This window comes from Flavobacterium foetidum (assembly GCF_004634245.1).
In the GTDB taxonomy this organism is placed as follows: domain Bacteria; phylum Bacteroidota; class Bacteroidia; order Flavobacteriales; family Flavobacteriaceae; genus Flavobacterium; species Flavobacterium foetidum.
On sequence record NZ_SJTF01000007.1, the window covers coordinates 21,473 to 48,471 of the forward strand.

Annotated in this window: 8 protein-coding genes; 5 read left to right on the forward strand and 3 right to left on the reverse strand. The window is 36.6% G+C overall.

Going from position 1 to position 26,999, the window contains the following annotated elements; all coding sequences use genetic code 11:
* Positions 1 to 177 precede the first annotated feature (177 nt).
* From E0W73_RS10510 to E0W73_RS10520, 3 genes are all read left to right on the forward strand, one after another.
* Positions 178 to 2,973, forward strand: a complete 2,796-nt coding sequence (locus E0W73_RS10510; protein WP_135222035.1) for a M16 family metallopeptidase — start codon at positions 178 to 180, stop codon at positions 2,971 to 2,973.
* A gap of 859 nt (positions 2,974 to 3,832) precedes the next feature.
* Positions 3,833 to 5,122: a hypothetical protein gene (locus E0W73_RS10515; protein ID WP_135222036.1), complete on the forward strand. Its 1,290-nt coding sequence runs from the start codon at positions 3,833 to 3,835 to the stop codon at positions 5,120 to 5,122.
* 339 nt (positions 5,123 to 5,461) lie between these two features.
* Complete coding sequence (locus E0W73_RS10520; protein ID WP_135222037.1) at positions 5,462 to 7,018, forward strand: MFS transporter; 1,557 nt, start codon at positions 5,462 to 5,464, stop codon at positions 7,016 to 7,018.
* A gap of 27 nt (positions 7,019 to 7,045) precedes the next feature.
* Here the strand turns inward: E0W73_RS10520 and E0W73_RS10525 are convergent, their stop codons facing one another.
* The 3 genes from E0W73_RS10525 to E0W73_RS10535 form a co-directional block, all read right to left on the reverse strand.
* Positions 7,046 to 8,545, reverse strand: a complete 1,500-nt coding sequence (locus tag E0W73_RS10525) for a RagB/SusD family nutrient uptake outer membrane protein (RefSeq protein ID WP_244248468.1) — start codon at positions 8,543 to 8,545, stop codon at positions 7,046 to 7,048.
* 5 nt (positions 8,546 to 8,550) lie between these two features.
* A complete protein-coding gene (locus tag E0W73_RS10530) occupies positions 8,551 to 11,559 on the reverse strand; it encodes a SusC/RagA family TonB-linked outer membrane protein (protein WP_135222038.1) in 3,009 nt (1,002 codons plus the stop codon).
* Positions 11,560 to 12,152: 593 nt separating this feature from the next.
* A complete protein-coding gene (locus tag E0W73_RS10535) occupies positions 12,153 to 16,286 on the reverse strand; it encodes a hybrid sensor histidine kinase/response regulator transcription factor (RefSeq protein WP_135222039.1) in 4,134 nt (1,377 codons plus the stop codon).
* A gap of 626 nt (positions 16,287 to 16,912) precedes the next feature.
* Here E0W73_RS10535 and E0W73_RS10540 point away from each other — a divergent pair.
* Entirely contained in the window at positions 16,913 to 20,179 is a 3,267-nt protein-coding gene (locus tag E0W73_RS10540) for a CheR family methyltransferase (RefSeq protein ID WP_135222040.1), read from the forward strand.
* Between the two features lie 285 nt (positions 20,180 to 20,464).
* Positions 20,465 to 26,998 carry a PAS domain S-box protein gene (locus E0W73_RS10545; RefSeq protein WP_135222041.1) on the forward strand — a complete coding sequence of 2,178 codons (6,534 nt, stop codon included), beginning with the start codon at positions 20,465 to 20,467 and terminating at the stop codon, positions 26,996 to 26,998.
* The last annotated feature ends 1 nt before the right edge of the window (position 26,999 follow it).

The following is a 26,999-nucleotide window of genomic DNA, read 5'->3' on the forward strand; positions in this document are numbered from 1 at the left end:
ATTAAACGGATTTTATTTAAATATTTTATCTGTGTAAATCCGCGTTTTCGCAGGGCGAATCTGTTTAATCCGCGTTCCATAACAGCTGTTTTTGAAGATTTCAAATTAACAGCAGGGACTTCTTATACCCTATTCCAACAAAAATTCAATCAAAAAAAAGAACAATACGGATCAACAATGAAAGCAAAATTAATTTTAGCGCATTTGCTGTTTTTGGGTTTAACCCAAGTTTCTGCGCAGTTTAAAACTACTTTTCCACTGCCCAAAGAAGTGGCGCACGGAATGCTTCCTAATGGAATGCAATACTTTATCCTTCATAACGAATGGCCAAAAGACAGAGCCGATTTTTATTTCGTACAAAATGTCGGGGCTATTTTAGAAAATGATGATCAGGACGGATTAGCGCACTTTCTGGAACACATGGCTTTTAACGGAACAGAACATTTTAAAGGAAAAGGAATTATCAATATGCTGGAAAAACAAGGTGTTTCTTTTGGAAAAGACATCAATGCCTACACAGCTTATGACGAAACGGTTTACAACATCAGCAATGTTCCTGCCGATAATAAAACTTTGTTGGATTCTTGCATGTACGTACTGCACGACTGGTCAGGTTCTCTGCTTTTAGCGAATAATGAAATCGACGCAGAAAGAGGTGTTATTCGTGAAGAATGGCGTACGAGAAGAAACGCAGATTACCGTGCTGGAGAAAAAATTGACAAAGTAGTTTTTCAAGGTTCTAAATATGCCAAACGAAATGTAATTGGTGATTTGAATGTCATCAGTAATTTCAAATATCAGGTTTTAAGAGATTATTACAAAAAGTGGTATCAACCGCAAAATCAGGCTGTCGTTATTGTCGGAGATATCGATGTGGCTTTAATTGAAAAAAGGGTTAAAGAGATTTTCGGTTCGATACCTACTCCAAAGAAAATCAACAAAAGAGAATACGAAAAAATTCCGGTGCAAAAAGAAAACCGTTATGTACTGGCAACCGACAAAGAATTACAGCGTTCTGGGATTTCGCTTTCGTACACACTTCCAAAGCCCTTAGTGCAAGACGAAGCCGAAATGACCAAAAGCATGCAGGAAAGTCTTGCGATGCAGTTAATGAATACTCGTTTTGGAGAATTCATCATCAACAATGAAACAGCGGGTTTATCTTTTGGAATTTCAAATAACAATCTTTCGAGATTAGACAGTAAATTTTCATTGAACATCGCACCCAAAAAAGGTAAATTCTTAGAAGCTTTTACAGAAGCCTATAAAGAATATGAAAGAGCGATTCAAAACGGATTTACACAGCAGGAATTAGACCGTTTAAAAACCAAAATGCGAAGCAATTATGATAATCGCCTCGCCAATAAAGACAAAATCAGCAACGGATATTGGGCAGAACAATTACAAATGTATTTCTTAGAAGCCAATCCGGTGATGACTTTAGATCAGGAATACAAATGGATGAATGAGTTTCTAAGTAAAGTGACTTTGGAACAAGTCAATAATGCTTTTAGAGCATTAGAACCAAAACAAAACTTAATCTTATCGGTTTCTGCTCCGGAAGATGCTGCGACTAAATTTCCAGAAGCAAATGACTATTGGAATGTAATTAAAACCATTTCAAACAGCAAATTGGAACCGTACAAAGAAGAAGAATTAACAGCTTCTTTAGTTAAAGAGCAATTGACAGAAAAAGCGATTGCTAAAACCAGCGATATTAAAGCTTTTGCCAATGCAAAACAATACACTTTGGCAAACGGAGCAAAAGTGATCATTTATCCAACAACCTTAAGCAAAGACCAGATTTTGTTTTCTGCTTACAGTGCAGGAGGAAATTCCTTAGCTGACTGGCAGGATCTTCCGTCAACACAAATTGCAACGGCAGTAGCGGCTTATTCTGGTTTGGGCGATTATAAGTTTACCGATTTAAAAAAGAAACTGGCTGGTCAGACGGCTAGTGTGAGTCCGTATATTGGAGGTTTATACGAAGGTTTTAACGGAAGCAGCAACAAAGAATCTTTAACGACTTTATTACAGCTGACTTATCTTTATTTCCAACATCCAAGATTTGATACGACTACTTTTGATAAAATCAAAGAGCAGTACCAAAACAAACTGAATAATGCTCACAACAGCAACGAAAAAGCGTTAAGTGATACGATTTCGGTTTTAAACACGAATTACAGCAAACGCAATTGGTTATTGAATCAGGATTTTATCAATGCTTTTGATTTGAATAAAGCGAAGAAATTCTACACCGAGCGTTTTTCTAATGCAGGAGATTTTACCTTCTTATTCGTTGGAAACATTTCTGAGAAAGATATTGCCTTAATCAATACTTATTTAGGCAATATTCCGTCAACTCCAAAAACAGAAAAATACGTTGACCATAAAATTTTCATGAAAGACGGAAAAACAGAGAAAACGATCTTTAGAACGATGGATACGCCAAAAACGACGGTTTATCTTCATTTAGAAAACAAAGATGTAACCTATTCTAAAAAGAACAAAATCTTAAGTTTTATGGTTTCTGAATGGCTGACTAAACGTTATTTAGAAACCATTCGTGAAGAAGAAGGCGGCAGTTACGGCGTTCAGGTTGGAGCCAATTTATCACAGTCTCCTACTCCATTATTTTCATTAGAAATCAATTTTGACTGTAATCCTGATAAAGCAGATACCTTAGTAAAAATTGTTCATGCAGAATTGACAAGAGTACAAACAGAAAACATTCCTGCGAATATGCTGGAAGACATCAAACAATCTATTATTAAAAATCATCAAGAACAGATTAAACAAAATAGTTATTGGATGAATGTACTGACTGCTTACGTTCGCAATAATGAAGAACCTACCGATACAGAAAGTCTTAAAAATACTTTAAGTACCCTAACAGCAAAAGATTTAAAAGATTTTATAACAGATGTTTTAAAAAAATCAAACAGTGTGCAAGTACTTATGAAAGCAAAGTAAGAATCTCTTATAGGCCAATTCCTGATTCTGGCTTATAATATTCTTATCGATTTTTTTATTTTTATTTTAATTAGTTTTTAAGGGCTGTCTTTTGAGGCAGCCTTTATTATTTCAAAATTAAGCATAACTACGTGCTGTCATTTGAATATGATACAAACGAATAATCATGTTATTATTAGTCAAAAGCTAAAGCCTAAAAAAGTCAAAGAATTACCTGCGGAAATACAAAACTGTAAATTATTATCCTGCACTATTTTTAAAAATTTTGATTACAAAGGAAAACATTTACAAAAAAACCGTTATAAAAAATGCAACACTCTAGAGATCTACATCAGTTTCTACAACGATATTTTGAGTTGAATGCTAGAAAAAGCAGTCTTTCAGCGTAAATTAATGGTAAATTTTCATCTCAAATCAATAAAAAGATTCTATTCATTTAACATAGGAATTCACAAAAACAAGACTGTGTAAAAATAATAGCTATACTATTTTTTATTTCACTAAAAAACAACATAACAATCTAAATATAAAAACATTACATCTAAACATAAAAAATACACATTCACAAAACAACACCTTAAAACAAAAGGCTTTTCAGGTTTTGCCTATATTTTGGAGATATTAACTCTAGTTTAATTTTGCTTGAACAAATGTTAAATACGGGTAAAAAGCCCGTGAAATCTAAACATTTTATATATATTTGTAAAATGACACTTGGTAAAATTCAGGTTTCAATTTTTCGGTTGCTGATAGTGCATCGACATCGAACAATTTCCAAAAATTAAAAGAATCCTTTTCAATGAAAAAGTTTCTTTCTAAGTTGTCAAAAAAACGTATAATACCAAAAGCCCCCAAGACTATGAAAAAAATTACTTTAATGATTTGTCTGCTGCTGGCAGCAGGCTTAAATGCACAGCAGGAAAAAGGAATTATCGGATATACGAACTGGCTGGACAATTGGACGGAATTCAAGCCTCACAAAAGTGAGACAAAAGATGCCAATCAGATTTTAGCCGGGAATATTACTGAGAACACAAAACTGCTGAAAAGAAATGTTTACATTCTTCAGGGAAATGTATATGTAACCAATAATGCCGTTCTGACTATTGAACCAGGTACTGTAATTATTGGAGATGCAGAGACAAAAGGAACATTAGTAATTACAAAGGGAGCTCAGATTATGGCTGAAGGCCAAGAAACTGACCCAATTATCTTTACCTCAAATAAAAGCATGAAAAAAGCTGGAGACTGGGGAGGTGTAGTTGTTCTTGGTGATGCGCCAATCAATAAATTTGGTAATTTAGGGTCTTACAATATGGATCTTGATCCGGCTCTTACCATATATGGTGGAAATAACACCGCTGCAAACTCAGGAGTTTTAAAATTCGTGAGAATCGAATTTGCAGGTAAAAAAGTTAAAGGATTAGATTATTCTTTCAACGGATTGACTATAGCCGGTGTAGGAAACAAAACAGTCATAGAAAACATCATGGTAAGCTATTCTGGAGGTAATTCGTTTGGCTTTTATGGCGGAGACGTAAATGCTTCTCAGTTAGTTTCATACAAATCTATAAACGATGATTTTAAATTCACCCAAGGTATTCAATGTCGTTTGTATAACTCTTTAGCTGTAAGATCTTCTTACTTATCAGGAAGCAAAGACGGCTCTAGATGTTTAGACATAAAAGCTTACGAAAAGAAAAACGAAACTGACTTTACCAAAAAATCTACTTTGGTGGCTGCGGCAAACATTACAATGTTAAACGACAGCGAAAACATAAAAGCCGATATTCAGGCTGGATTGATTAAAGAAGCAGTTTATGTGGGTGAAAATACTTCATTAGAAATGAAAAGAAGCGTTGTTTCAGGCTTTAACCCTGCAGTGATTATAGATAATAAAACTGAAATTAATGGCGCTAACCTAAAGAAGATCAAATTTGAAGAAATGTTCTTCAATCAGTGCAGCGGTAACATATTTACAGAAAACAGAAGCGATAACGCAGATTTAGAAAACTGGTACGGAAACAGCATTTTCTCTAATGTGTATTCACATACAGATAACAAAGAAACTTTTGTAGATATCTACAACGCAAGAAGACCAGATTTTAGACTTCAGTTAGGAAAAATTACTGCTTCTAGCGGAAAATAAGAATTTCTCATACAAAACAAAAAAAAAGGAAACAGAATTAAACTGTTTCCTTTTTTTTTGTTTTAAGATTATTCTTCTTAGTTCCAAAACGTTATTGTTTTTTTTCCTTATAATGCATTAAATGAACATCTATAAGATGACAGCAAAAGGGTTTATAATCAAAAGTTTCTTTCGAATTAAATTATGCTTCAAAAATGGCATAATAGGCTTCATAAATGACATACATATTGCTTGTTTCAATTTATTTTTACTGCAAAGATTCTATTTTAAAAATGAAAAAAAGTATACGCTTTTTTTCTCCAATTATAGAATATAATCCAATAAAAGCAATTGATACATATGAGTACCACATCTCAAAAACTTTCTGTGCTGGAAAAATTGGGTTACGGCCTAGGTGACTTTGCAGCAAATTTAATTTTCCAGACACTACTAACATTTTTAGCTTTCTTTTATACAGATGTTTATAAAATTCCAGCTGGCACGGCTGGTATAATTATTTTTACTGGCGGATTTATTGGTGCTTTTTTCAATATTTTTATGGGAATTATTGCCGACAGAACACAAACCAAATGGGGAAAATTCAGGCCGTGGATTTTATGGACTTCTTTACCGTTTGGAATCGCATCTGTTCTTTCGTTTATGACACCTGATTTCGGAATTAATGGCAAAATAACCTACACGCTTCTTACCTACCTCTTTTTAATGCTGGTATATGCCGCGAATAACTTGCCATACGCTGCGCTCAGCGGTGTTTTGACTGGAGATAGGAAAGAGAGAAACAGTCTTTCCTCCTATCGCTTTGTTGGCGTTATGATTGCGCAGTTTATCATACAGTCGCTGTTGCTTCCTTTTGTCTTGATTTTAGGAAATGGAGACAAAGCGGTCGGCTTTAAAAATACCATGATACTATTTGCTTTGATAGGCGTTGTATGTTTGCTTATTACCTTTTTTACGACGAGAGAAAGAATCATTCCGTCTAAAAGTCAAAAAACTTCGATCAAGAAAGATTTCAGTGATTTATGCAAAAACGGTCCTTGGTTTGTAATGTTGCTTGTAACGATTTTGGTCTTTGTAACCTTATCCTTAAAAGGCGGTATGTATGTCTTTTATTTCAAGTATTATTTAGATACTGCTGCACAGCAAAATTTCTTAAATGCGATTGGCTTTACTGCATTCATTAACGAAATCAATTCGGTATTACTCTCTATGGGATTTGCAGATTTCCTATGGCCCAAAGACGTTACCGCTTCTGCATTTAGTCTTTTTAACGCTGGCGGAATTATTTTTATGATTATCGGAATCATGTTTTCAAAATTTTTTGCTGATGCTTTTGGCAAAAGAAACATTTATATTCTTTTTATATTACTTTCGGCCGGTACATTGTTGGCTTTCAATTTTTATGACAAAACAGCCGTTGCTGCAGTTTTTGCTACACAGCTTTTGCACGGTCTTTTTTACGGCATAACCATTCCGTTGTTATGGGCAATGATTGCAGATGTTGCTGATTATAGTGAATGGAAAAACAACAGAAGAGCAACAGCCACTATTTTTTCGGCAATGCTTTTCGGATTAAAAACGGGAATCAGTATTGGGGGCGCACTAGGCGCTGCATTTTTATCTAAGTACGGATATGCCGCCGAGGAGCAAATACAGGTTCCATCGGCACTAGAAGGAATAAAACTTTCAATCAGTATTTATCCTGGTTTTATATTCATTATTAGCGCTGTTCTTTTATTCTTTTATGCAATAGACAAAAAAATGGAAATCCAAATAGAAACCGATCTACAGAAAAGAAGAAATGTAGAAGCTACAATACCTCAACACGAAATGGCTCCAAACAGCAAAAAAAATAAACAGCGCATTAAAAATACGCTGTTTATCAGAAAAACTAACTAACTCAACTCAACTAATCAATTCTATTATTTAATAACCAGGATTATTATTACTTGGCTTAATATTAGGATTTGAAGAGGTTTCTCTATTTGGTATCGGCCAAAGTTCGCTTCTTCCGGCGGTAAAACCGCTTCCTTGAAGCGCGGTGCTGGCAATTCCCCATCTAATAATATCATCAAAACGGCTTTGTTCTCCGGCAAATTCTACTTTGCGTTCCTGTACAATCGCTGCAAAAACAGCCTCTTTTGTCGGAACAATTGCAGTAGTCAACCCAGCACGGTCTCTAACTTCTTTTATATAAGCTATAGCCGCAGTCTGAGAACCGCCGTCTCTCTGGTTCTCGCATTCCGCTTTCATAAGAAGAACATCAGCATAACGCATAACTTTTACATTGATACTCGATTGTACAGCTTCGTCTTCTTTCTTATAATAATTTTGATACTTTTTCCATCCAGCTTTTCTTAATCCTGCAGAAGTATTAAAATTTTGAGCAGTCATTGTAAGTTTCCCGTCCAAATACGTAGAACCTGGCACATAAAAAGTTTCGGCAAAACGTTCATCACCACTTTCAAAAGAATTTAAAAGATCATCTGTCGGATACACATTAAACCAGCTTAAATTACCATATTCCTGGCCTCTAAGAGTCGATTCTGCAAAACCAGTACCTTGACTGTTTCCTGGATCGTCCCATTTATTACCTGTTCCGTTTTTTTCATCAAATTCAATTTCGAAAATAGATTCTTTGCCATGTTCTGTTTCTTCCATAAAGTTATTATAGAAGTTTCCGCGGTCTTCAAGACTAAATCCGGTAACATTATTTAGAGCAGCTAAAGCCAAATCGTATTTTTTCTCATACAACAATACTTTTCCTAAATAAGCAAAAGCGGCTTCTTTGGTTGCTCTTCCTGTCTGTTCTACAGTTTTTGACAACAAGTTTTGCGAAGCAAATTCAAAATCTGTCCTAATCAAGTCGTAAACCTCTGCTTTAGGACTTCTTGCAGCTCCTTCGATAGTGACCGTTTTATAAATCGGAACGTCTCCAAAACGTTTTACCAGCAGGAAATAGTAGTATGCTCTCAAGAAATGTACTTCTCCTAAAAATTTATTCTTCTTCTCCTGCGACAAAACAGAATTTGGCAAAGCGTTTATTTTAGCTTCATTGTCTAAGACAAAATTAGCTCTCGAAATTCCGATATAGCAAGATTCCCAATAGTACTGAATGATATCGTTTCCTGCATTAAAAGAAAAGTCCTGAAAAGGTTTTTTGTTTCCTTCCAACTGCGGATTCCCAGCAGCTTCCTGCCCCATAAGATCCATAGCAAAGAAAAAGTTTCTTGCATAAAGTCCTCTCGTCTGAAGATTTGCATAAGCTGCATTTACAGAAGACTCCACCTGTGCTTCGGTTTTAAAGAAAGTATCCGGAGATAGTGTATTCGGATTTCTTAATTCTAAGTCCGAACTATCACATGAATTCATCACTAAAATTCCGAACAATGCTCCAACTATATGTTTTATTTTTCTCATCATCATTTGTATTAAAATTTAACATCAAGTCCAAAAATTACTGATTTCGGTTGCGGGTATCTTCCTAGGTCAATACCGGCAGAATTCGCATTTCCGTCTGTACGAGCAATTTCAGGATCTAAGCCAGAATATTTTGTAATCGTTACTAGATTTTGACCGCTTACATAAAATCTTATGTTTGAAAAATAGCTGCCAAAGGTTTCGCCTGGCAATGTATAACCTAAAGTGACATTTTTTAGACGTGTATAAGAACCATCTTCAATGTATCGCTGGTTTGCAGAAGACCAGTTTATATCTGCCCCTTGTGCTCTTGGCAAGGAAGCCGACGGATTGGTTACAACTCCGTTGACCACATTTGCTCTGTCTAAAACATCTGTGCTGGCATTAAACAATCTATTCATCGCTTTTAGGTCAAAAGTGTTTGCGTTATAAATATCATTTCCGTGAACACCAGTTATAAAACAATTGAAATCGAACTTTTTATAAGCTGCCGTAATATTCAACCCATAGGTAAAATCAGGATATGGATTTCCGATATTGGTTTTATCTTCCGAATTAATAATTTTATTACCATCTCGGTCAACGATTCTAATATCGCCAGGTTTTATATTAGTCTGGCCAGGTCCAAAAACCGCATCGACCTCCGCTTGGTTTTGATAAATTCCGTTAGTCTGGTAACCGTAAAAATAAAACAACGGCTGTCCTACTTCTAGTCTTGAAAAGTTCTCAGATCCAGCTCTTGGCACGGGTCCGCCCAATACACTGGTTACTCCTGGAGCTAAACTAACCACTTCATTTTTATTTGTACCGAGATTAGCTACAGCAGACCATGTAAAGTCGCCTTTTCTGTCATTGTAAGCCAAAGTAATTTCGTATCCAGATACTTTGACATCGGCAATGTTCTGAATCTGAGTTCCACCGCCAGCAGAACCTACAGAAGCTGATAACGGCACGGCAAAAAGGATATCGCTGCTTTTACTATTAAAATATTCAAATGATCCAGTAAATGCATCGTCAAAAAAACCAAAATCCAAACCAATATTTCTATCTCTTTTAGATTCCCATTTCAAATCAGGATTTGCGGCAACACCTAAAGAAACACCTGGAGCATTTCCTCCTCCTATCGGATAGTTATAATCTGCAAGCAAGGTGGCGCTGTATTGGTAATTATCAATTCTGTCATTTCCTGTTGTACCGGTACTGGCTCTTAATTTTAAAGTACTAAAAAAAGAATCTGCCATAAAACTCTCTTTGGCTATGTTCCACCCAAGCGCAACTGAATAGAAATTTCCCCAACGGTTATTGGCGCCAAAACGAGACGAAGCATCTCTTCTTCCAGAAACTGCCAAAAGGTATTTATCTGCATAATCGTAATTGATACGAGCAATGTAACCTATGTTTTTTTCTTCATAATTTGCAGAAGTCAAACTTCCTTCATTATAACGCAACTGATCAATCTCATCTGAAATATTGTAACGGCTTCCTGCTACTAAATTTCGAGATTTTCCATCAATCTTGGTAATAACTCCCAATACTTCTAAGTTATGTTTGGAGGCAATAGTCGTTTTGTAAGTTAAGCTATTGTCAAAAACAATAGTCTGTCCTTGAGCATTTGTTTCATTTGTAGTCGAAAAAGCCTGTCTATGATAAGACCCATCATTATAACTCGGCACAAAGGTGTGATCTTTACTGGTAAAATAATCCAATGAAACTTGCGATCTGAATTTCAATCCTATTAAAAGCTCCAATTCAGCATAAATGTTTCCTATAATGGACAAATTATTAATTTTCTGATAGCCTAAATTTGCGACACGTACAGGGTTTTCTGCATCATTGCCGTCGACAGCACTTGGTCCTTGATAACCGCCTAAATTGTTCTCATTATAAACAGGAAGATAAGGCGCCATCTTTATAGCGTGTTCTAATAATGTTCTTCCTCCGGCGCTTCTTTCTGGATTTATTGTACTGAATGAGATTCCGATATTGCTTCCTACTTTTAGTCTTCCAATATCTTGAGTGTTATTTGCTCTAAAAGAATAACGTTCAAAACCAGTATTTATAACAGCACCTTCTTGTTTCAAGTATTCAGCAGAATAGCGGCCCGTAGAGGTTTCTGTCCCGTTTGAAAAACTCAGATTATAATCCTGCATGATGCCGCTTTGAAAAATCTCATCTTGCCAATTTGTATTTATATTGCCAAACTCAGCTGCTCTTGTTGTTAAATCGCTTCCCAAATCTTTTGCATATTGCAGATATTGTTGTGTATTTAAGACATCGTATCTTTTGGTGATGGTCTGAAATCCTGCATAAGTGCTAAAGCTCAACTGACCTGGGCCTTTTTTTCCTTTTTTGGTAGTAACCATAATTACGCCATTAAAAGCTTTAGAACCATATAATGCCGTCGTAGAAGCATCTTTTAGAACGGACATCGATTCTATATCATTCGGACTAAGACCTGACAAATTATTGGTTAACACACCGTCTATAACGTACAAAGGAGCGCTGTTTCCCATCGTGGCCAAACCACGAATAGTAACAGTAGGATTAGATCCCGGAGCACCATTGACTACGGTTACCCCCGCTGCTCTTCCCTGCAATGCTGATTCGGCATTGGTAATCGGTACTGCGGCGATATCTTTTGAGCCTACCGTTGAGATAGCTCCAGTAACTTTGGTTCTCTTTTGAGTACCATATCCTACTATAACTTCATTTAAGTTTTGTGTTGATTGCACCAGCGTAACATCTATAGTGCTTCTGCCTCCTACGACAATGGTTTGAGAAATCAAGCCTACATAAGAATACGTTATCTTGTCTGTTGAATTTACTCCTTTTAAAGAGTATCTCCCATCAAAATCTGTAGAAGCACTGTTTTGAGTACCTTCTACAATAATACTGGCGCCCGGAAGTGGAAAACCAGAAGGATCTGTAACTGTACCTTGTATCGTTTTCGATTGTGCGGTTACATTTTGAATGCCAATTATCAGCAATGCAAATAATGCAATTTTGAATTTTAACTTCATTTTTTAGTGGTTTTTTGGTTAGTTGAAATAGTCAAGCGGTTGTAAGTTTTGTTTATGTTACGCTTCTCAATAGTTTTGTGCTCTTTGCAAGAACTTTGGAGAATTACGCAACAAATTGGAGGCTTTTATATTATCTTCAAGTTTTTTAAAAGAATAAACTTTAGAAATAAAGTAGCCAAAAAAGTGGTTTCATGTCATAGGTATTTGTTTTGGAAATTGTTAGTACTAATTTGTTTTATCAAAATTATCTTACCCAAAAGTATAGGGTTAAGATAAATTTGACATACAAAAAATGATGCAAAAACTATCAATTTTGTAGCATGACAACCACGAAAACAGCTAAAACGCAATTTTTAAACTTTTATAGTGATAAAACAATAAATAACTAATTGATAATTTTCTATGTAAATTTTACCAATACCGCATTAATGTCTAGTCAATTATTATTATTTAGCAACAATTGAATCAGAAAGACGCATAAACAACTGCTTTAATACCATAATTAACAAACACGAAGCATTCTTTTTCGCTTGATGGGACAAAAATTCGAGAGGCATAAAAAAGACGGTAAAAAACCGCCTTTTGTTATAACATTAATGTTTACTTTGCGTGGGCAAATACCCGTACTTTTCCTTAAAACATTTTGTAAAATACGAAGGAGAACTAAATCCGACCTTGATGCTAATTTCAGAAATGTTATCGTTACCCAGCTCAATTAATTCTTTGGCTTTCTCTAGACGAACATTTCGGATAAACTCGTTTACTGAAACTCCTGTCAAGGTCTTTAACTTCCGGTACAACTGACTTCTGCTTAGAAACATCTTTGACGCCAGAACCTCAACACTTAAATCATATTCACTAATATTTTCAACGATATAATTCAAGACATTTTTAATAAATTCATTATCTAATGTTGTAGTTTTTTCTTTGGCCTTTGGAGTTAAGCCATTATAGAATTTATTGAACATAATTTGTCGACTCTTCAACAGCTGCACCAAACTGGATCGCAATATATCCATATCAAAAGGTTTGCTCAAATACATATCTGCACCAGAATCTATACCTTCTAAGCGGTCTTGTACCAATGCTTTTGCCGAAAGCATCATTAGCGGAATATGACTGGTTTTTAAATTTGATTTTATGTTTTTGCATAAATCCAGTCCATTCATAACGGGCATGATTACATCTGTCAAAATCAAATCTGGCAATTTATTCAGAGCCAGTTCTAAACCTGCTTGACCGTTTTCTGCTGTCAGAACTTTGTATTCTTTCTTTAGTTCATTTTTCAAATAATTGCGCAGCTCGACATTATCCTCGACTATCAAAATGGTATATACCAGATTCCCCTTCTCTTGAGCATGTTGCAGTTCATTTTCTTTCTTTTCAACAATTGGCTTAAAACTGTTTTTTTTGTCTTTCTTAAATTCCTCAGCCATCACTTCATTCTCGCTAAAAAAATCTTTTCCGATAGGAAATGATAATTTAAAAATTGTGCCTAACCCGAGTTCGCTCTCTACAATAATAAAGCCTTTATGCAGTTCTACAAATCCGCGAACGACCTCAAGACCAATTCCGGTACTTCCGTAATAAGCTTTGTTCAGATTATTGACTTGGTAAAAGCGATCAAAAATTCTTTTAATATCCTTTTTGTCTAGTCCAGAGCCAGTGTCCTCAACAATGATCTCGAAAGAAGGGTTAAGACTGTCTTCGCCGATTAAAGGAAAATGAACTACTTCGTCCTTTACTATAACTTTTACCTTTATATTGCCATTATCTGGCGTAACCTTAAATGCATTGGAGATAACATTAAAAATAATCTTTTCGAACATTTTGGGGTCTATCCAGTCTTTTAAAGATTTTTTATTAGCGTCAAACTCCAGAATAATACTGCGGCTTAAGGCTTCTTCTTCAAAATAACTTACGATTTCTCTTGTAAAGCCAATTACATCTATCTGCTGCACTTTTAATGGCATTTTATTAAACTGAAGCTGATTGAAATCCATTAACTCATTAATTAGCCTAGAAAGCCTGTCGGAACTTTTCTGAATAGTTTGTATTTTTTTCAGTACACCTTGCGACAGTTCTTCGCTATTATTTTTTAATATATCGCTCAACGGATTTAGTATCAATGTGAGCGGAGTTCTAAACTCATGCGAAATATTGGTAAAGAACTGCAATTTCTTGTTGTTTAATTTTTCAATCTGTAACGCTTTCTTTTTCTCAAACTCTATAAGCTGTTTTTGCTTAAAGCGATTTTGATAATATTGATTGCCAAAATGAATGGCCGCCAAAATCATAACAGAATAAAACAAATACGCAAAAGAGGTTTTCCACCAAGGCGGCAGAATTTCTATTTTAAGCTCAACCGGTTTCTGTGTCCAAAGTCCGTTTTTCTGCGCAGCTTTAACTTTGAAAACATATTTGCCTGGAGCCAAATTGGTATAAGTTGCCGAACGTTTGTTGCCAACGTAATTCCATGAATCTTCAAATCCTTCTAAATAATAGGCAAATTCGTTTCGAGCAGGAAAAGAATAGTTTATTGCGATAAAATCAATTGTGAAAACCGATTGATTATGGTTTAGGATTATTTTTTTTGTCTGAGATAAGACCTTTATCAATGGAGAATTTTTCTCAAGAGGGCGAACAGATTTATTAAATATTTTAAGGTCGGAAAGATAAACAAAAGGCTGTTTTTTGCTTTTTGCCAAATTTGCGGGATTAAAATAATTCAAGCCTTCATAACTTCCAAAATAGAGCAAACCGTTTTCATCCTTTAACACGGCATTGTTATTAAAATCATTGGCCAGCAAACCGTCATAAACCGAATAATTTACAGTGCTATTTTGCTTCAAATCTAATTTAGAAATTCCTTTCTTGCCACTAATCCAGATGTTCCGATCATTGGATTCTACTATAGATGAAATCGATTTTTCTTTTAATCCTTTAAAATTTATGTACCATTTCAGCTTGTCTGTTGCTTTATCATAACTAAACAATCCTGCTCCATCTGTGCCTATCCAGATTTTGTTGTTTTTGGATTGGTAGAGCGAATTAATAGTGTGGGTACTTTTGTGATTTTTATGTTTTTCAGACATTTTCTCTCGTAAGGAAGTGACCGAAAAAGAAACCAAATCTAGCGTGCGAACTCTATATAGGCCAGTTGTAGAACCAATCCAAATCTCGTCGTCTGAGTCTACCATGACCTTTCTGATATCTAAATTTGTTATGGAATGCCTGTAAAACTCTTTTGAATTGCAATGGCGGAATTTACCGTCTGACGGAGTATAATAATGCAATCCTTTAGAGAAAGTTCCGATCCAGATGGTGCCTTTTGAATCTTCGGCGATACTCATGATATTGTCTGAAGCGAGACCAGGAGTATTTTTGGTATTGTAATTAATAAAATTACTGCTGCCGTTCTTTAAAAAAAATATTCCTTCATTCCAGCTGGCCAGCCAGACATTCTGTTTTTTATCTATAAATACTTTTGTGATGTTATCATCGTTTAATCCAGAGCAGAAACTTCGATCAGATTTAGTGATATGCTGAAATTTTTTATGCTTAGGATCATAAACATCCACGCCACCACCTTCCATCGAAATCCATAGACGTCCTTTATCATCTTTTGCAATACCTGTTACACAGTTGATTTGTAGCGACTGTGGATTTCCGGCCACGCTTGTCAAGCCATTTATCTTGCTGTTAAGCTTATCAAAAACGCCAAGTCCTTTATTGTAATATCCAAGCCAAAGTCTCTTTTCGTCATCTAGAAGCAAGGACCATACAGAATTTGAACCTAAACTGTGCTGATCATAATTGCTGTTTAGATACTTTTTCTGAACAACACCTTGGTTGTTGACAATAATAAGACCATCATTTTCGGTGGCGCAAAATATAGTCTCGCTGTTTACTGGCAGTATTGCCATTATCCTTTTTTTAGTGATGGGATACAAAAATGCCTTTTTTTCTGCACGCTGCACATCTGCTTTTATTAGGCCCTTGTACCCGTTGCCAATCCATAAATGCTGATCGCTGTCAAAAGCCATCGAAACAATTGTTCCTAATTCCAATTGATTTCCAGATTGCAGTTTTAGGCTCTTGACTTCATTAGATAACTTATCAATAGTTTTTAAACCTAAGTTGGTTCCTAGATATATATGGCCTTTTTTATCTTTTGCCATACAGTTTATAGCATAAGCTATATGAGGCGTACTAGACTTGACATCTGTCACCTTTCTAGTTTTAATATTCAACTTAAGAAGGCCGTTGTTAAATGTTCCGAGATACAGGTTGCCATTGCCATCTTCTATTATACATTTTACTGATATTACAGATTCTTTGTCATTTTTTTTCCGAAGTTCGATATTTTCAAAAACATCTAGATTTCTGTTATACCGACACAATCCTTCATCAGTGCCAACCCAAATCTGGTTTTCCCGATCCAAGTAAACGGCATAAATAAGATTGCTATTTATAGAATTGCTGCTGCTTGAATGCTGTTCATATACTTTGTAATTGACTCCGTCATACCTAAATAGACCGGCACCGTTTGTTCCCATCCACATGACTCCGAAATGATCTTGTGCAATGGCATAAATACCACTCTTTGATGTTTCGTTATTGACAATTCGAAATTGATAATTCTCAAAGGAATTCTGAGGATATAAGCAGTATAAAGGAAAAAAAAATAATATGATAACTCTTTGGCAAACTTTTTCTAATGGCATTTTTATATAAATTGAATTTTAAAATTTATGTGGTATTTATAAAAAAACAATTATCTGCCTTCCTGAATTATATCACGTACTTTCATATACATTGCAGAAGTGCTTGACCTTCTTTCCTGTAAACTTCGTATAAGAGCAATTTACAAAAACAATCGGTTGTGTAAAAATAGGAGTTTTTTCCGAAATTCATCGTAAAGTAGTAAAAATTAGACAGAAATAAATCTGTGACTGTAGTGGAATAGAATCATTTCAAAGTCCCATTTTAAAAAAAACTAGTAAAATACGTTCAATAACGGACACGAATGTGGGAATTATGATAAACTTTTCCAAAATGATATAATAAGCGCCAACGACTTAGATATACTTTAGCTTACCACCAAAAACTATTCACGAAAGCATCCTAATTATACAACAAGAAGATGCAAACACAATGAATTAATAAAATAGAAAACACTTAAAAATGTTTCCGCTTAAGAAAATCTGTCCAAATTTATGTGCGGTAGATAAAACACATTCTGTCTTTAGACAATTTTTGAATGATTTCCCACTTATGCAGTTGTGTGCCTGCGATACTTCATCTGGAATAAATAATAACGGCAATATAATGTTGCCTAAAGAAGCACAGTATGGACAACCTTGACATAGAAACAAATCAAAATTATGAGTACCCAGTAATCGGCATTATCTGTTCTGAAGCTACTGTAAACAGTCTAAAAACCGTATTAGAATCAGTAGCTCGTGAAACTCGCGCATCCTTTATCGTATTTCAGGATTTATCTCTGCGTCAGCAAGAAAACCTGACCGAGATGTTACAGGAAAATACAGTAATACCTGTAGTGGAAATTGTAAATACTTTAGAACCAAAATCTGGAAATATTTATGTGGTTCCAGAGCATACTTTTCTGCAGCTGGATCATGAGGTCTTGAGACTCAAAAGATATACTAGAGAAGAAAAAGCTTCAGAATGTTTGGATCAGTTTTTTACTGCTTTGGCAAATAAGTTCGATCATTCTCTTACAGCATTATTAGTCTCATGGTCTTCAATAGATGGTGCTTGGGGGCTTAAGAAAGTCAAAGAGAAAGGCGGTGTTGCAGTCGCAGCTGTCGAGCAAATCGAAATCTCACTGACAGACACTGGCGCCTCTTATATCGATTATTTTACCAAACCATCTCATGCTGCGGATTTACTGGAAGAAATCAATTCTGCAAGCGAATCCATTCAGCAACAAATACCTGAAAACCGACAATTGTTTGACGGCATTATAAACCTTACAGCACTAAAAACTGGAACAGCTCTGGAGAATTATGAGCCCAAAATGTTGCAGCAGAAGATTTCAAAAAGAATGATTCTTACCAGAAAAAAAAGTTTAAACGGTTATCTTACATTTCTCAAGGACAGTCAAGCAGAGCAAGATTTTTTATTTTATGAAATTCTGAACAATCCTTCACTTTTCTTCAATAAAAAAACATTTGATTTACTGACTGAAAAAGTTTTTCCTGCTATTCTAGAAAATAAAAACAATAAAGAGCTCCGTATATGGTCGGCTGGTTGCTCTACGGGTGAAGAGGTTTACTCTTTAGCGATTGCTTTAGACGAATATTTGGAACAGAACAGACGCAACGAAATAAGCGTTAAAATATTTGCTACTGATCTTTCCGTCAAAAATATCGAAAAAGCCCGAATGGGAGTTTACACGTCGCAAGACCTTAAATACCTAGACGAAAAAAGAATTGAAAAATATTTTGTAAAGAAGGACAATAATTGGCACGCCAGCAAGATCATACGCGATAATTGCGTATTTGCCGTACACGACCTTACCAAAGATTTTCCGTTTTCAGGAATAGATTTTATTTCTTGCCGCAATGTTTTAAATCTCTTTAATACAGAGCTTCAAGAACAGGTGCTAAATTCACTTCATTACGCCCTACGCCCTGAAAGCTTTTTGCTTCTTGGAGACAGGGACTGCATTCAAGAGGTACAGTTGTTTGAAACCGTAACTCCAAATGAAAAAATCTTCATTAGAAAAAATCTTCAAAGTCGGCCACTAACACGTAATTTTAATTCTACAGCCACCTCTAGATCAATCTCTACTGATCTGGAGACTGATGCAGCAAAAGAAAATAAAGCAACTGCTAGCAGCATTGCGCCAATAAAAGATTTTAGAAAAATTAGCGCCGAGATACTTGCAGAACAATATGCTCCAGCCGCAGTGCTTATCAATCAGCAATTTGAAATTGTTCATTTTAGCGGAGATACGAGTCCGTTTTTACAGCCACCGGCAGGAACACCGAGTTTTAATATTTTAAACATGGTGAACCACCAAATTCGCACTGTTCTTAAAAATGCGATTTTAAAGGCTAGAAATGATAAAAGAAACCAGCAACACAAGACAGATATTGCATCAAGCAAAAACTATATCACTTCATTTGAGGTCGTATACCTACCACAGCACAGCGAACTGCTACTTGTTGTTTTCGACCGAAAATCTCTTCAAAATAATGAGTCGATAAAAGAATTCCAAAATTCAAAAGAAAAAACAAGTGTTTATAGTGATTTAGAGCAACTCAGCGAAAAACAGCAGATTTATTTGGAAGAACTTCAAACCACCAATGAAGAATTACTTAGACGGACAGAGGACTTGGAATTCCTTAATGAACAACTTGAAACTGTAGCTGAGGAATTGCGTTCTAATAATGAAGAGCTTTCTGTAACCAACGATGAACTTAAGGACAGAAGAAACGAATTATCTGTACTTCAAAATCTGTATACATCGGTTATCAAAAATCTAAAAGAGCCACTGCTTATTGTAGATCAAAATTTTATAGTACACAGTGCTAATCCGGCGTTTTATCGTTATTTTAAAATTAATGAAGACAAAATTGAAGGCTTTTCTATTTTTGAGGGAGCAAATATACAATGGACCTCAACTGAATTTAAAGAATTGGTTTTACAGAAAATCAACCGTAGGGAGATGGTCGAAGATATCGAAGTAAGTTTTACTGTCGGCTCTGTAGTGAAAACGTGTATGGTGTATTCAGCAGTAATCGAAAACGAACAACATCAACAACGCATCATGCTGACTTTTAGAGATACGACAGAACTGGAAAAAACCAAAAGACAACTTTTAGATAAAAATGAAGAGCAGTTGCATCATACTAGAAAACTAGAATCTTTTACTGTCTCTGCTAGCGACAAACTGCTGGATCCTGTTCGTAAAATACATATGTTTGGCCAGAAAATAGCAGACAATGAAAAAACATTGACAGAGAGCGGCAGACATAGTTTAGAAAGACTTTTAAACACCTCTTTGAATTTGGATAGACTTATTGAAGACCTGCTTCTGTATTCCAGAATTCATTTTGAACAGAAAAAACCAAAAAAAACAGATCTGAACCAGATTTTAAGAAAGGTGTTAAATGAACTTAAAAGCCATATTAAGGAAAGTAGTGCGGTAATCGAACATGACGAGTTACCACAGCTACCTGTTATTCCTTGCCAGATGAAATTACTATTTAAAAACCTTATTAGTAATGCATTGCAATTTTCAGATGATTCTTCTTTCCCTGTATTAAAAATCGGATTACGCCATGTTAAGGATACTTCTAATGCCACTACAGGCATTAATACAGAAACAGAATATTTAAAAATTTCTTTTACAGACAACGGAAGGGGATTTTCACAAGATTATGAAAATCTAGTTTTCGACCCATTTTACAAACTGCATCGTGATGAAAAACATTATGGCGCCGGACTCGGATTGGCTCTGGTAAGGCAAATTGTCTTAAATCATCATGGTATGATCAAAATCAATAGTTCTCCTGGAGAAGGAACATCTATTCACATCTACCTTCCTGCTGCAGTTTCTTTTGAAGAACAATATAGTCCAAATTAAATTTTTTACTAAACCTACATTCTACGACTATTCGATTTACATTTTATCAAAAAAATAGTAAAAACTGAGTTTTCTTATTATCTGAAATGATTTTAAGTCCTTGTGGACTATAAATTATTCGTGGCTAATAAGTACATAAAAAGTATGTTTGCTATCCTCAAAAATAGTAAGCCAAAAAATTCGTATCCTATTCTAAAAATAATCGGTTCATCGTACCAGAAGTTGATTCGTAAAGGATTTGAAAAATGAAACAAAATGTTAACTTTGTTACATTGCTGAATTACTATGAAAGAAAAAGATGCTGATAGCACTACTAAACAAGTGAAACAATTACAGGATAAACCTGGAAAAAATGAGTTTCTAATAGCCGGAATCGGTGCCTCCGCAGGAGGCGTTCATGCGCTTGAAGATTTTTTTACTTATGTTCCGAAAAAATCCGGTATCGCTTATGTCGTAATTCTCCATCTTTCTCCCGACTACGACAGTCAGCTTACCGAGATCTTGCGACGTTGCGGTCAATTGCCTGTTATTCAGGTTCTGGACAAGGAGACAGTCCAACCCGACCATGTTTATGTAATATCGCCAAGCAAACATCTTACCATAGAAAACAACACTATTACTGCTTCTCCTAATTTACTAATGGAGGAACGCAGAGCACCCGTAGATATCTTTTTCCGAAGCATGGCCGATGAATATGGTCCACGCTCTATTGCGGTTATTCTTTCGGGCACTGGAGCCAACGGCTCGATGGGACTAAGACGCGTCAAAGAAAGAGGCGGAGTCTGTTTTGTTCAGAACCCTCTTGAAGCAGAATACAATGAAATGCCGCGAAACGCCATTTCGACTAATATGGTCGACGAGGTGCTTCCAGCAACCAAAATACCAGAAAAAATAATAGCTTATAAAGAAAGCATTCACACGGTTGAAATAACCGACCAGCCAGAAAAAAGACCTAACGATCAACAGCAGGCACTTCGTGAAATATTCACCCAGTTGCGTCTTAGAACAGGTCATGATTTTACCAATTACAAGCGTCCGACGCTTTTAAGAAGAATTGAGAGAAGGATAAATATCAGTGGACTTTCTGACCTGCCATCTTATGCCGATTATCTTCATGACAATCCCGCTGAACCTTTAGCACTGCTCAAAGACTTGTTGATTTCGGTAACCAATTTCTTCAGAGACAAAAGACCTTTTGAAATCATAGAGCAAGAAGTGATTCCGTTGCTTTTTAAAGATAAAACCAGTAAAGATCAGGTTAGAATTTGGATTCCTGGCTGTGCTACTGGAGAAGAAGCCTATTCTATTGCAATGCTTTGTGCCGAAATCACTTCGGATGCTATTGATGCTCCGAAAGTACAGATTTTTGCAACTGATATTGATGATGCCGCCATATCTCATGCAAGAGAGGGCTTGTATAGCCTTAATGATACAGCAGACGTATCTCCAGAAAGGCTTCGTCGTTTTTTTAATAAAGAGGGAGATCGTTATCGCATCCGTAGGGAGGTCAGGGAAACAATTATGTTTGCCACGCATAACTTTCTGAAGGATCCTCCTTTTTCACATTTGGACATGGTGAGTTGCCGCAATGTCATGATTTATCTGAATCAAGTAGCACAAGAACGTGTGGTTGAAACTTTCCATTTTGCCTTAAAACCTGGAGCTTTTCTATTTCTTGGAACATCAGAATCGGTAGATGGAGCCAATGACCTTTATTCGGTGTACAGCCGTGAAAATCATATTTTCCGAAGAAGACAGGTTACGTTAAGATCGTATCCTGTACCAGAGTCCACTCCTACTCCTCCTTTTGAAAAATCTAAGACCGATATCATCACACAGGAACAGGAACAGAAAATATTGGATCGAATTTCTTTTGCCGATCTGCATCAGCAGCTTCTGGAAGAATACGCGCCACCTTCATTAGTAGTGAATGAAGAATTTGAAATCATGCACCTAAGTGAGCGTGCCGGGAGGTATTTACAGATTTCTGGAGGAGAGCCTACCAAAAATCTTTTAAAACTTATAAAACCAGAGCTACGTCTGGAACTGCGTTCGGCACTGTATCAGTCCACACAAAGGCAAACCGCTGTCGAAGCGCGTGGCCTTAAAGTAACGGTCAATGACACAACAGAAACCCTTACCATAAAAGTAAGACCAGTACTGCGTCAAGACGATACTGCTAAAGGTTTTATTCTAATAATTTTTGAACAAGGCAACGATGAGAACAGCCGTGAAATCCTGCAATCTACAGACGAATCGTTAGCCAGGCAAATAGAGGAAGAACTGATTAGAGTGAAAATCCAGCTGCGGACAGCAAATGAACAGCATGACTTTCAAGCTGAGGAAATGAAAGCTTCTAATGAAGAACTTCAGGCTATGAATGAGGAATTACGCTCTGCAGCCGAAGAACTAGAAACAAGCAAAGAGGAACTCCAATCTATTAATGAAGAACTTCGTACTGTTAATCAAGAGCTAAAGGTAAAAATCGAAGAAACCAGCATTGCTAGCAACAATTTACAGAATATCATCAATTCTACTGATATAGGCACCATATTTCTTGACCGTAGTTTTAGGGTTGCGCTTTATACGCCCGCAGCAGGAGCAATATTCAATTTGATACCGGCAGATTACGGACGTCCGCTAACCGATATTACTCATAAACTAGAATATCTAGAATTGCAGCGGGATGCAGAAAAGGTGCTGGATAAACTTACTATAATAGAAAAAGAAGTTCGCACAATAGACGGAAATATTTACCTGATGCGTCTTACGCCGTATCGCACCGATGAAGACCGCATTAACGGAATCATTATTTCTTTTATCAATATCACCGAACGAAAACAAGCAGAAGAAGCGCTGCGTGCCGCAGAAGACAACTACAGGCAACAGCTGGAACAACAGGTTGAAGAACGTACAGCGCAGTTAAAAGAAAGTCGAGACCATTATCTTAATTTAGTCGAAAATACTCCAGATATTATAACGCGATGGGATAAAGACTTAAAACTTATATTCGCCAATTCGGCTTTAGAGAAAAAAACAGGCACCAGTCTTGAGCAGCTGTTAGGCAAAACCTATCTAGAAATGGGTCAGCCCGATGACATTGCGCAGTCTTACTTTGAGAGTCTTCAGAAAGCTTTCCGAACTGGTGAAACAGTAGAACATTACAAAAAGTTGTCAACACTCGAAGGCGTAGTTGATTTGTATTCTCGTATGATTCCCGAAAAAAATGCTCTTGGAGAAGTAGAAAGCATACTCGCCACTGCAAGAGATATTACCGACCTTAAAAAAGCTGGAGAAGAAATCAAACACAGACAAGAACTCCTGCAAGCTACCATGGACAGCTCTCCTGATATGATTCAGGTTTTTGAAGCGGTACGAGATCAAAATGGAGAAATTGTAGACTTCACTTGGATTCTCAATAACAATACTTCAATTGAAGCATACGGTGACGTAATAGGCAAAAGACTGCTGGAACTTAATCCTGGCGTAGTCAAAGAAGGCATATTTGATACCTTTAAACAAGTTGTTGAAACTGGTATTCCCAATTTGAGCGAACGCCATTACATTCACGAGCAATTCAATGACTGGTTTTACCAAACTGCTGTAAAACTCAATGACGGAGTCGCCAGCACTACGATAAAGATTACAGATCTTAAAAAAGCAGAACAAGAAATTAAGTCTGGTCGAGAGTTTCTGCGTTCTATTCTGGACAGTTCTTTAGACGTTATCCAGGTTTTCAAAGCCGTTCGTGACTCAAAAGGCACTATCATCGATTTTGAATGGGTGGTGCAGAACAGCAAAGGCTTTGAACAAAATGAAAATGTGGTTGGTGAAAGACTGCTTGAAAAAAATCCTGGCGTAATCGAAGCTGGCATATTTGACAATCTGGTTAAGGTTACCCAAACGGGCATACCAGTGGAAATGGAACAATATTATTCTAGCGAACAATTCGATGACAGCTGGTTCTACTTGGCCATGGTTCGGCAAGATGACGGAGTAGTGATGACTACCCGCAATATTACTGAGCAGATAAGAGCCGAAAAAGAACTTCTGGCCCTTAAAGACGAACTCGCCAAAAAAGCCAATGACCGCTATCTGGAGCTTTTTAATTCTATAGACGAAGGGTTTTGCATCATAAAAGTGCTTTTTGACGAAAATGATGAAGCCTACGATTATGTTTTTATAGATGCCAACAAGGCATTCGAGAAGCAAACCGGCATTAAAAGCGCAGTCGGACGTAGTATGCTCGAAATCCAACCTAATCATGAATCCTATTGGTTCAAAACATATGGAAGAATCGTAAAAAGCCAACAACCTGAGCGCTTTGAAAACAAGGCCAAAGAACTTGGTTTATTCCATGAGGTATATGCTTTTCCTACCGGACATCCAGAGGAGCATCATGTAGCGGTGCTTTTTAATGATATTACACAGCGCAAAAAAGAAGAGAAAAAACAGCAAGCCATTCTAGAACTAAGCGATGTGCTTCGTTCTTTGGCCGATTCAACAACTATAAAAAAAGCTTCAATCAACTTAGCTGCCGCATTTCTAGAGGCAGATGTTGCTTTTTATTTTGATATTGTTTCGGGAGAATGTATCAATTTCCCAGAAAACAGCCTTTCGTTCTGCCCATTTGTGCCTAACAATTCACACGGCGAATTAGAAAAACACTGGATGGATTATTTCCATACAAATGAATATCTCATTGTCGAAAACGCCTCTTTAGAAGCGCTAATCTCAAAAGCAGAATATACCAGATGGGAAAAAGCCGGTATAAGCAGCCTCATCAGTATTCCGGTACTAAAAGAAAATGAGTTAGTAGCCATTCAGGCGGTGGGACATACAAAACCGCATCAATGGGAAATTGATGATGCCATGCTCTTAAAAGAAATTGCCTATAGAACATGGACAACCGTAGAGCGTGCTTATGCCGAGGAAGCTCTTAAAATTTCTAAGGAAAAATATCGCTATCTGTTTGAGTCAATTGATGAAGGATATTGCATTATAGAGGTTCTTTTTGATGAAAATGACAAGCCGTATAACTGGAAATTTATTGAAGTAAATCCTGCTTTTGAGAAAAACAACGGCCTAACTAATGCTTCTGGCAAAACCATTCTCGAAATGACTCCTGGCATTGAAGAAAAATGGTTTGAAATTTATGGCCGTGTTGCAAAAACAGGACAGCCGATTCGTTTCAAAGAAGATTCGAAAGCTCTTAATCGCCACTTTGATCTTTATGCTTTTCCTGTAGGAGATCCGAAAGAAAATTTGGTTGCTGTTATCTTTACCGATATCTCGCAACGTGTTTTATCGGAAGAAGCTTTGCGTTATTCAGAAGAAAGACTAAGGGTAACCATGAAAAGCGCTGTTGATTTTGTGATCATTACATTGGATGTAGAAGGACGCATTGATCAATGGAATACAGGTGCAGAGGAAATATTAGGTTATACTGCTGAGGAAGTCCATGGAAAGCATTATTCCTTAATTTTTACCGAAGAAGACCAAGCCGAAGGAGCCGCTGAAAAAGAACTGCAGTCTGCTCGTGAGAATGGCATGGCAGAAGATGGGCGCTGGCACCGCAGAAAAGATGGTTCTCATTTCTTTATGAATGGAGTGGTTCGCCCTATTTACAATCCTGAGCTGACTGGATATGCAAAAGTAGCACGCGACATGACCGACCACCAGCAAGCGCAAGAACAGCTGAAAGTATACGAAGAACGATCTCGTATTGCTCTAGAATCTGCCGGAATGGCTTCTTGGGATTGGGATATCAGAAAAGATCTGATTTCTTGGAACGAAAACCATTACAAGCTTCTGGGACTTAAAAACAAGGAAAAAAATATAAATACAGCTTTTTTTGCTCAATTTGTGCATCCGGACGATAAGAAAATGGTTATGGAAAAACTGCAACAGGCGGTCGATACTGCCAGTGAGTTTATTGCCGAGTTCCGCATTATTAGAGCCGATAACGGAAAAGATCATTGGATGAAAGGATACGGAAGTACTGTTGGTGCTGAAGATGGTCACGCAGTACGAATGGTCGGAGTAATGTTTGATATTACCGAACAAAGAGATTTTACTGAAGAACTAAGCAGGCAAGTAAAAGAAAGGACAGCAGCACTGGAGCGTTCTAATGACGACTTACTCCAATTTGCGCATGCAGCAAGCCACGATTTGAAGGAACCAGTAAGAAAGATTAGGACTTTTTATTACCGAATATTAGAAGAGTTCGCAGATATATTGCCGGAAGATGTAAAAGGCTACCTCGAACGTATCGAGTCTGCTGCGGCCAGAATGTACGCAATGATTGACGGAGTACTGCATTACACAAAACCTTCTTCTGATTATGAAGAAGCACAATCGGTAAACTTAAACAAGGTCGTTTCCAGTATCAAATCTGATCTTGAGGTCTTAATGGAAAATAAGGCAGCTGAGATAACCTCAGATTCTCTGCCTCATGTCAGTGCACATTTTACACTCATCTATCAGCTGTTTTATAATCTAATCTTAAACTCTCTAAAATTTGCTAAAGAAGGTGTCCCTGCAAGGATTCATATTACATCTTCTGAAAAATCTATACCGAACGGCTTCTATTGGCAGATTGATATCCAAGATAATGGCATCGGCTTCAATCCCGAGCAATCGGAGAAAATTTTTAACACCTTTACAAGGCTGAATACTGCCGATCGCTATGAAGGTTCAGGAATGGGACTTGCCTTGTGTAAAAAAATTGTAGAACGCTATAACGGGAGCATAACGGCAAAGAGCACACTTGGCAACGGTGCTGTATTTACCATACTTCTTCCAGCTGTAAAACCTTAAA

Excerpts from the sequence above, each read along its gene's own strand:
- E0W73_RS10535 (WP_135222039.1), bottom strand. The coding sequence starts at position 16,286 with ATGCCATTAGAAAAAGTTTGCCAAAGAGTTATCATATTATTTTTTTTT.
- E0W73_RS10520 (WP_135222037.1), top strand. The coding sequence starts at position 5,462 with ATGAGTACCACATCTCAAAAACTTTCTGTGCTGGAAAAATTGGGTTAC.
- E0W73_RS10530 (WP_135222038.1), bottom strand. The coding sequence starts at position 11,559 with ATGAAGTTAAAATTCAAAATTGCATTATTTGCATTGCTGATAATTGGC.
- E0W73_RS10510 (WP_135222035.1), top strand. The coding sequence starts at position 178 with ATGAAAGCAAAATTAATTTTAGCGCATTTGCTGTTTTTGGGTTTAACC.
- E0W73_RS10525 (WP_244248468.1), bottom strand. The coding sequence starts at position 8,545 with ATGATGATGAGAAAAATAAAACATATAGTTGGAGCATTGTTCGGAATT.
- E0W73_RS10540 (WP_135222040.1), top strand. The coding sequence starts at position 16,913 with ATGGACAACCTTGACATAGAAACAAATCAAAATTATGAGTACCCAGTA.
- E0W73_RS10515 (WP_135222036.1), top strand. The coding sequence starts at position 3,833 with ATGAAAAAAATTACTTTAATGATTTGTCTGCTGCTGGCAGCAGGCTTA.
- E0W73_RS10545 (WP_135222041.1), top strand. The coding sequence starts at position 20,465 with ATGAAAGAAAAAGATGCTGATAGCACTACTAAACAAGTGAAACAATTA.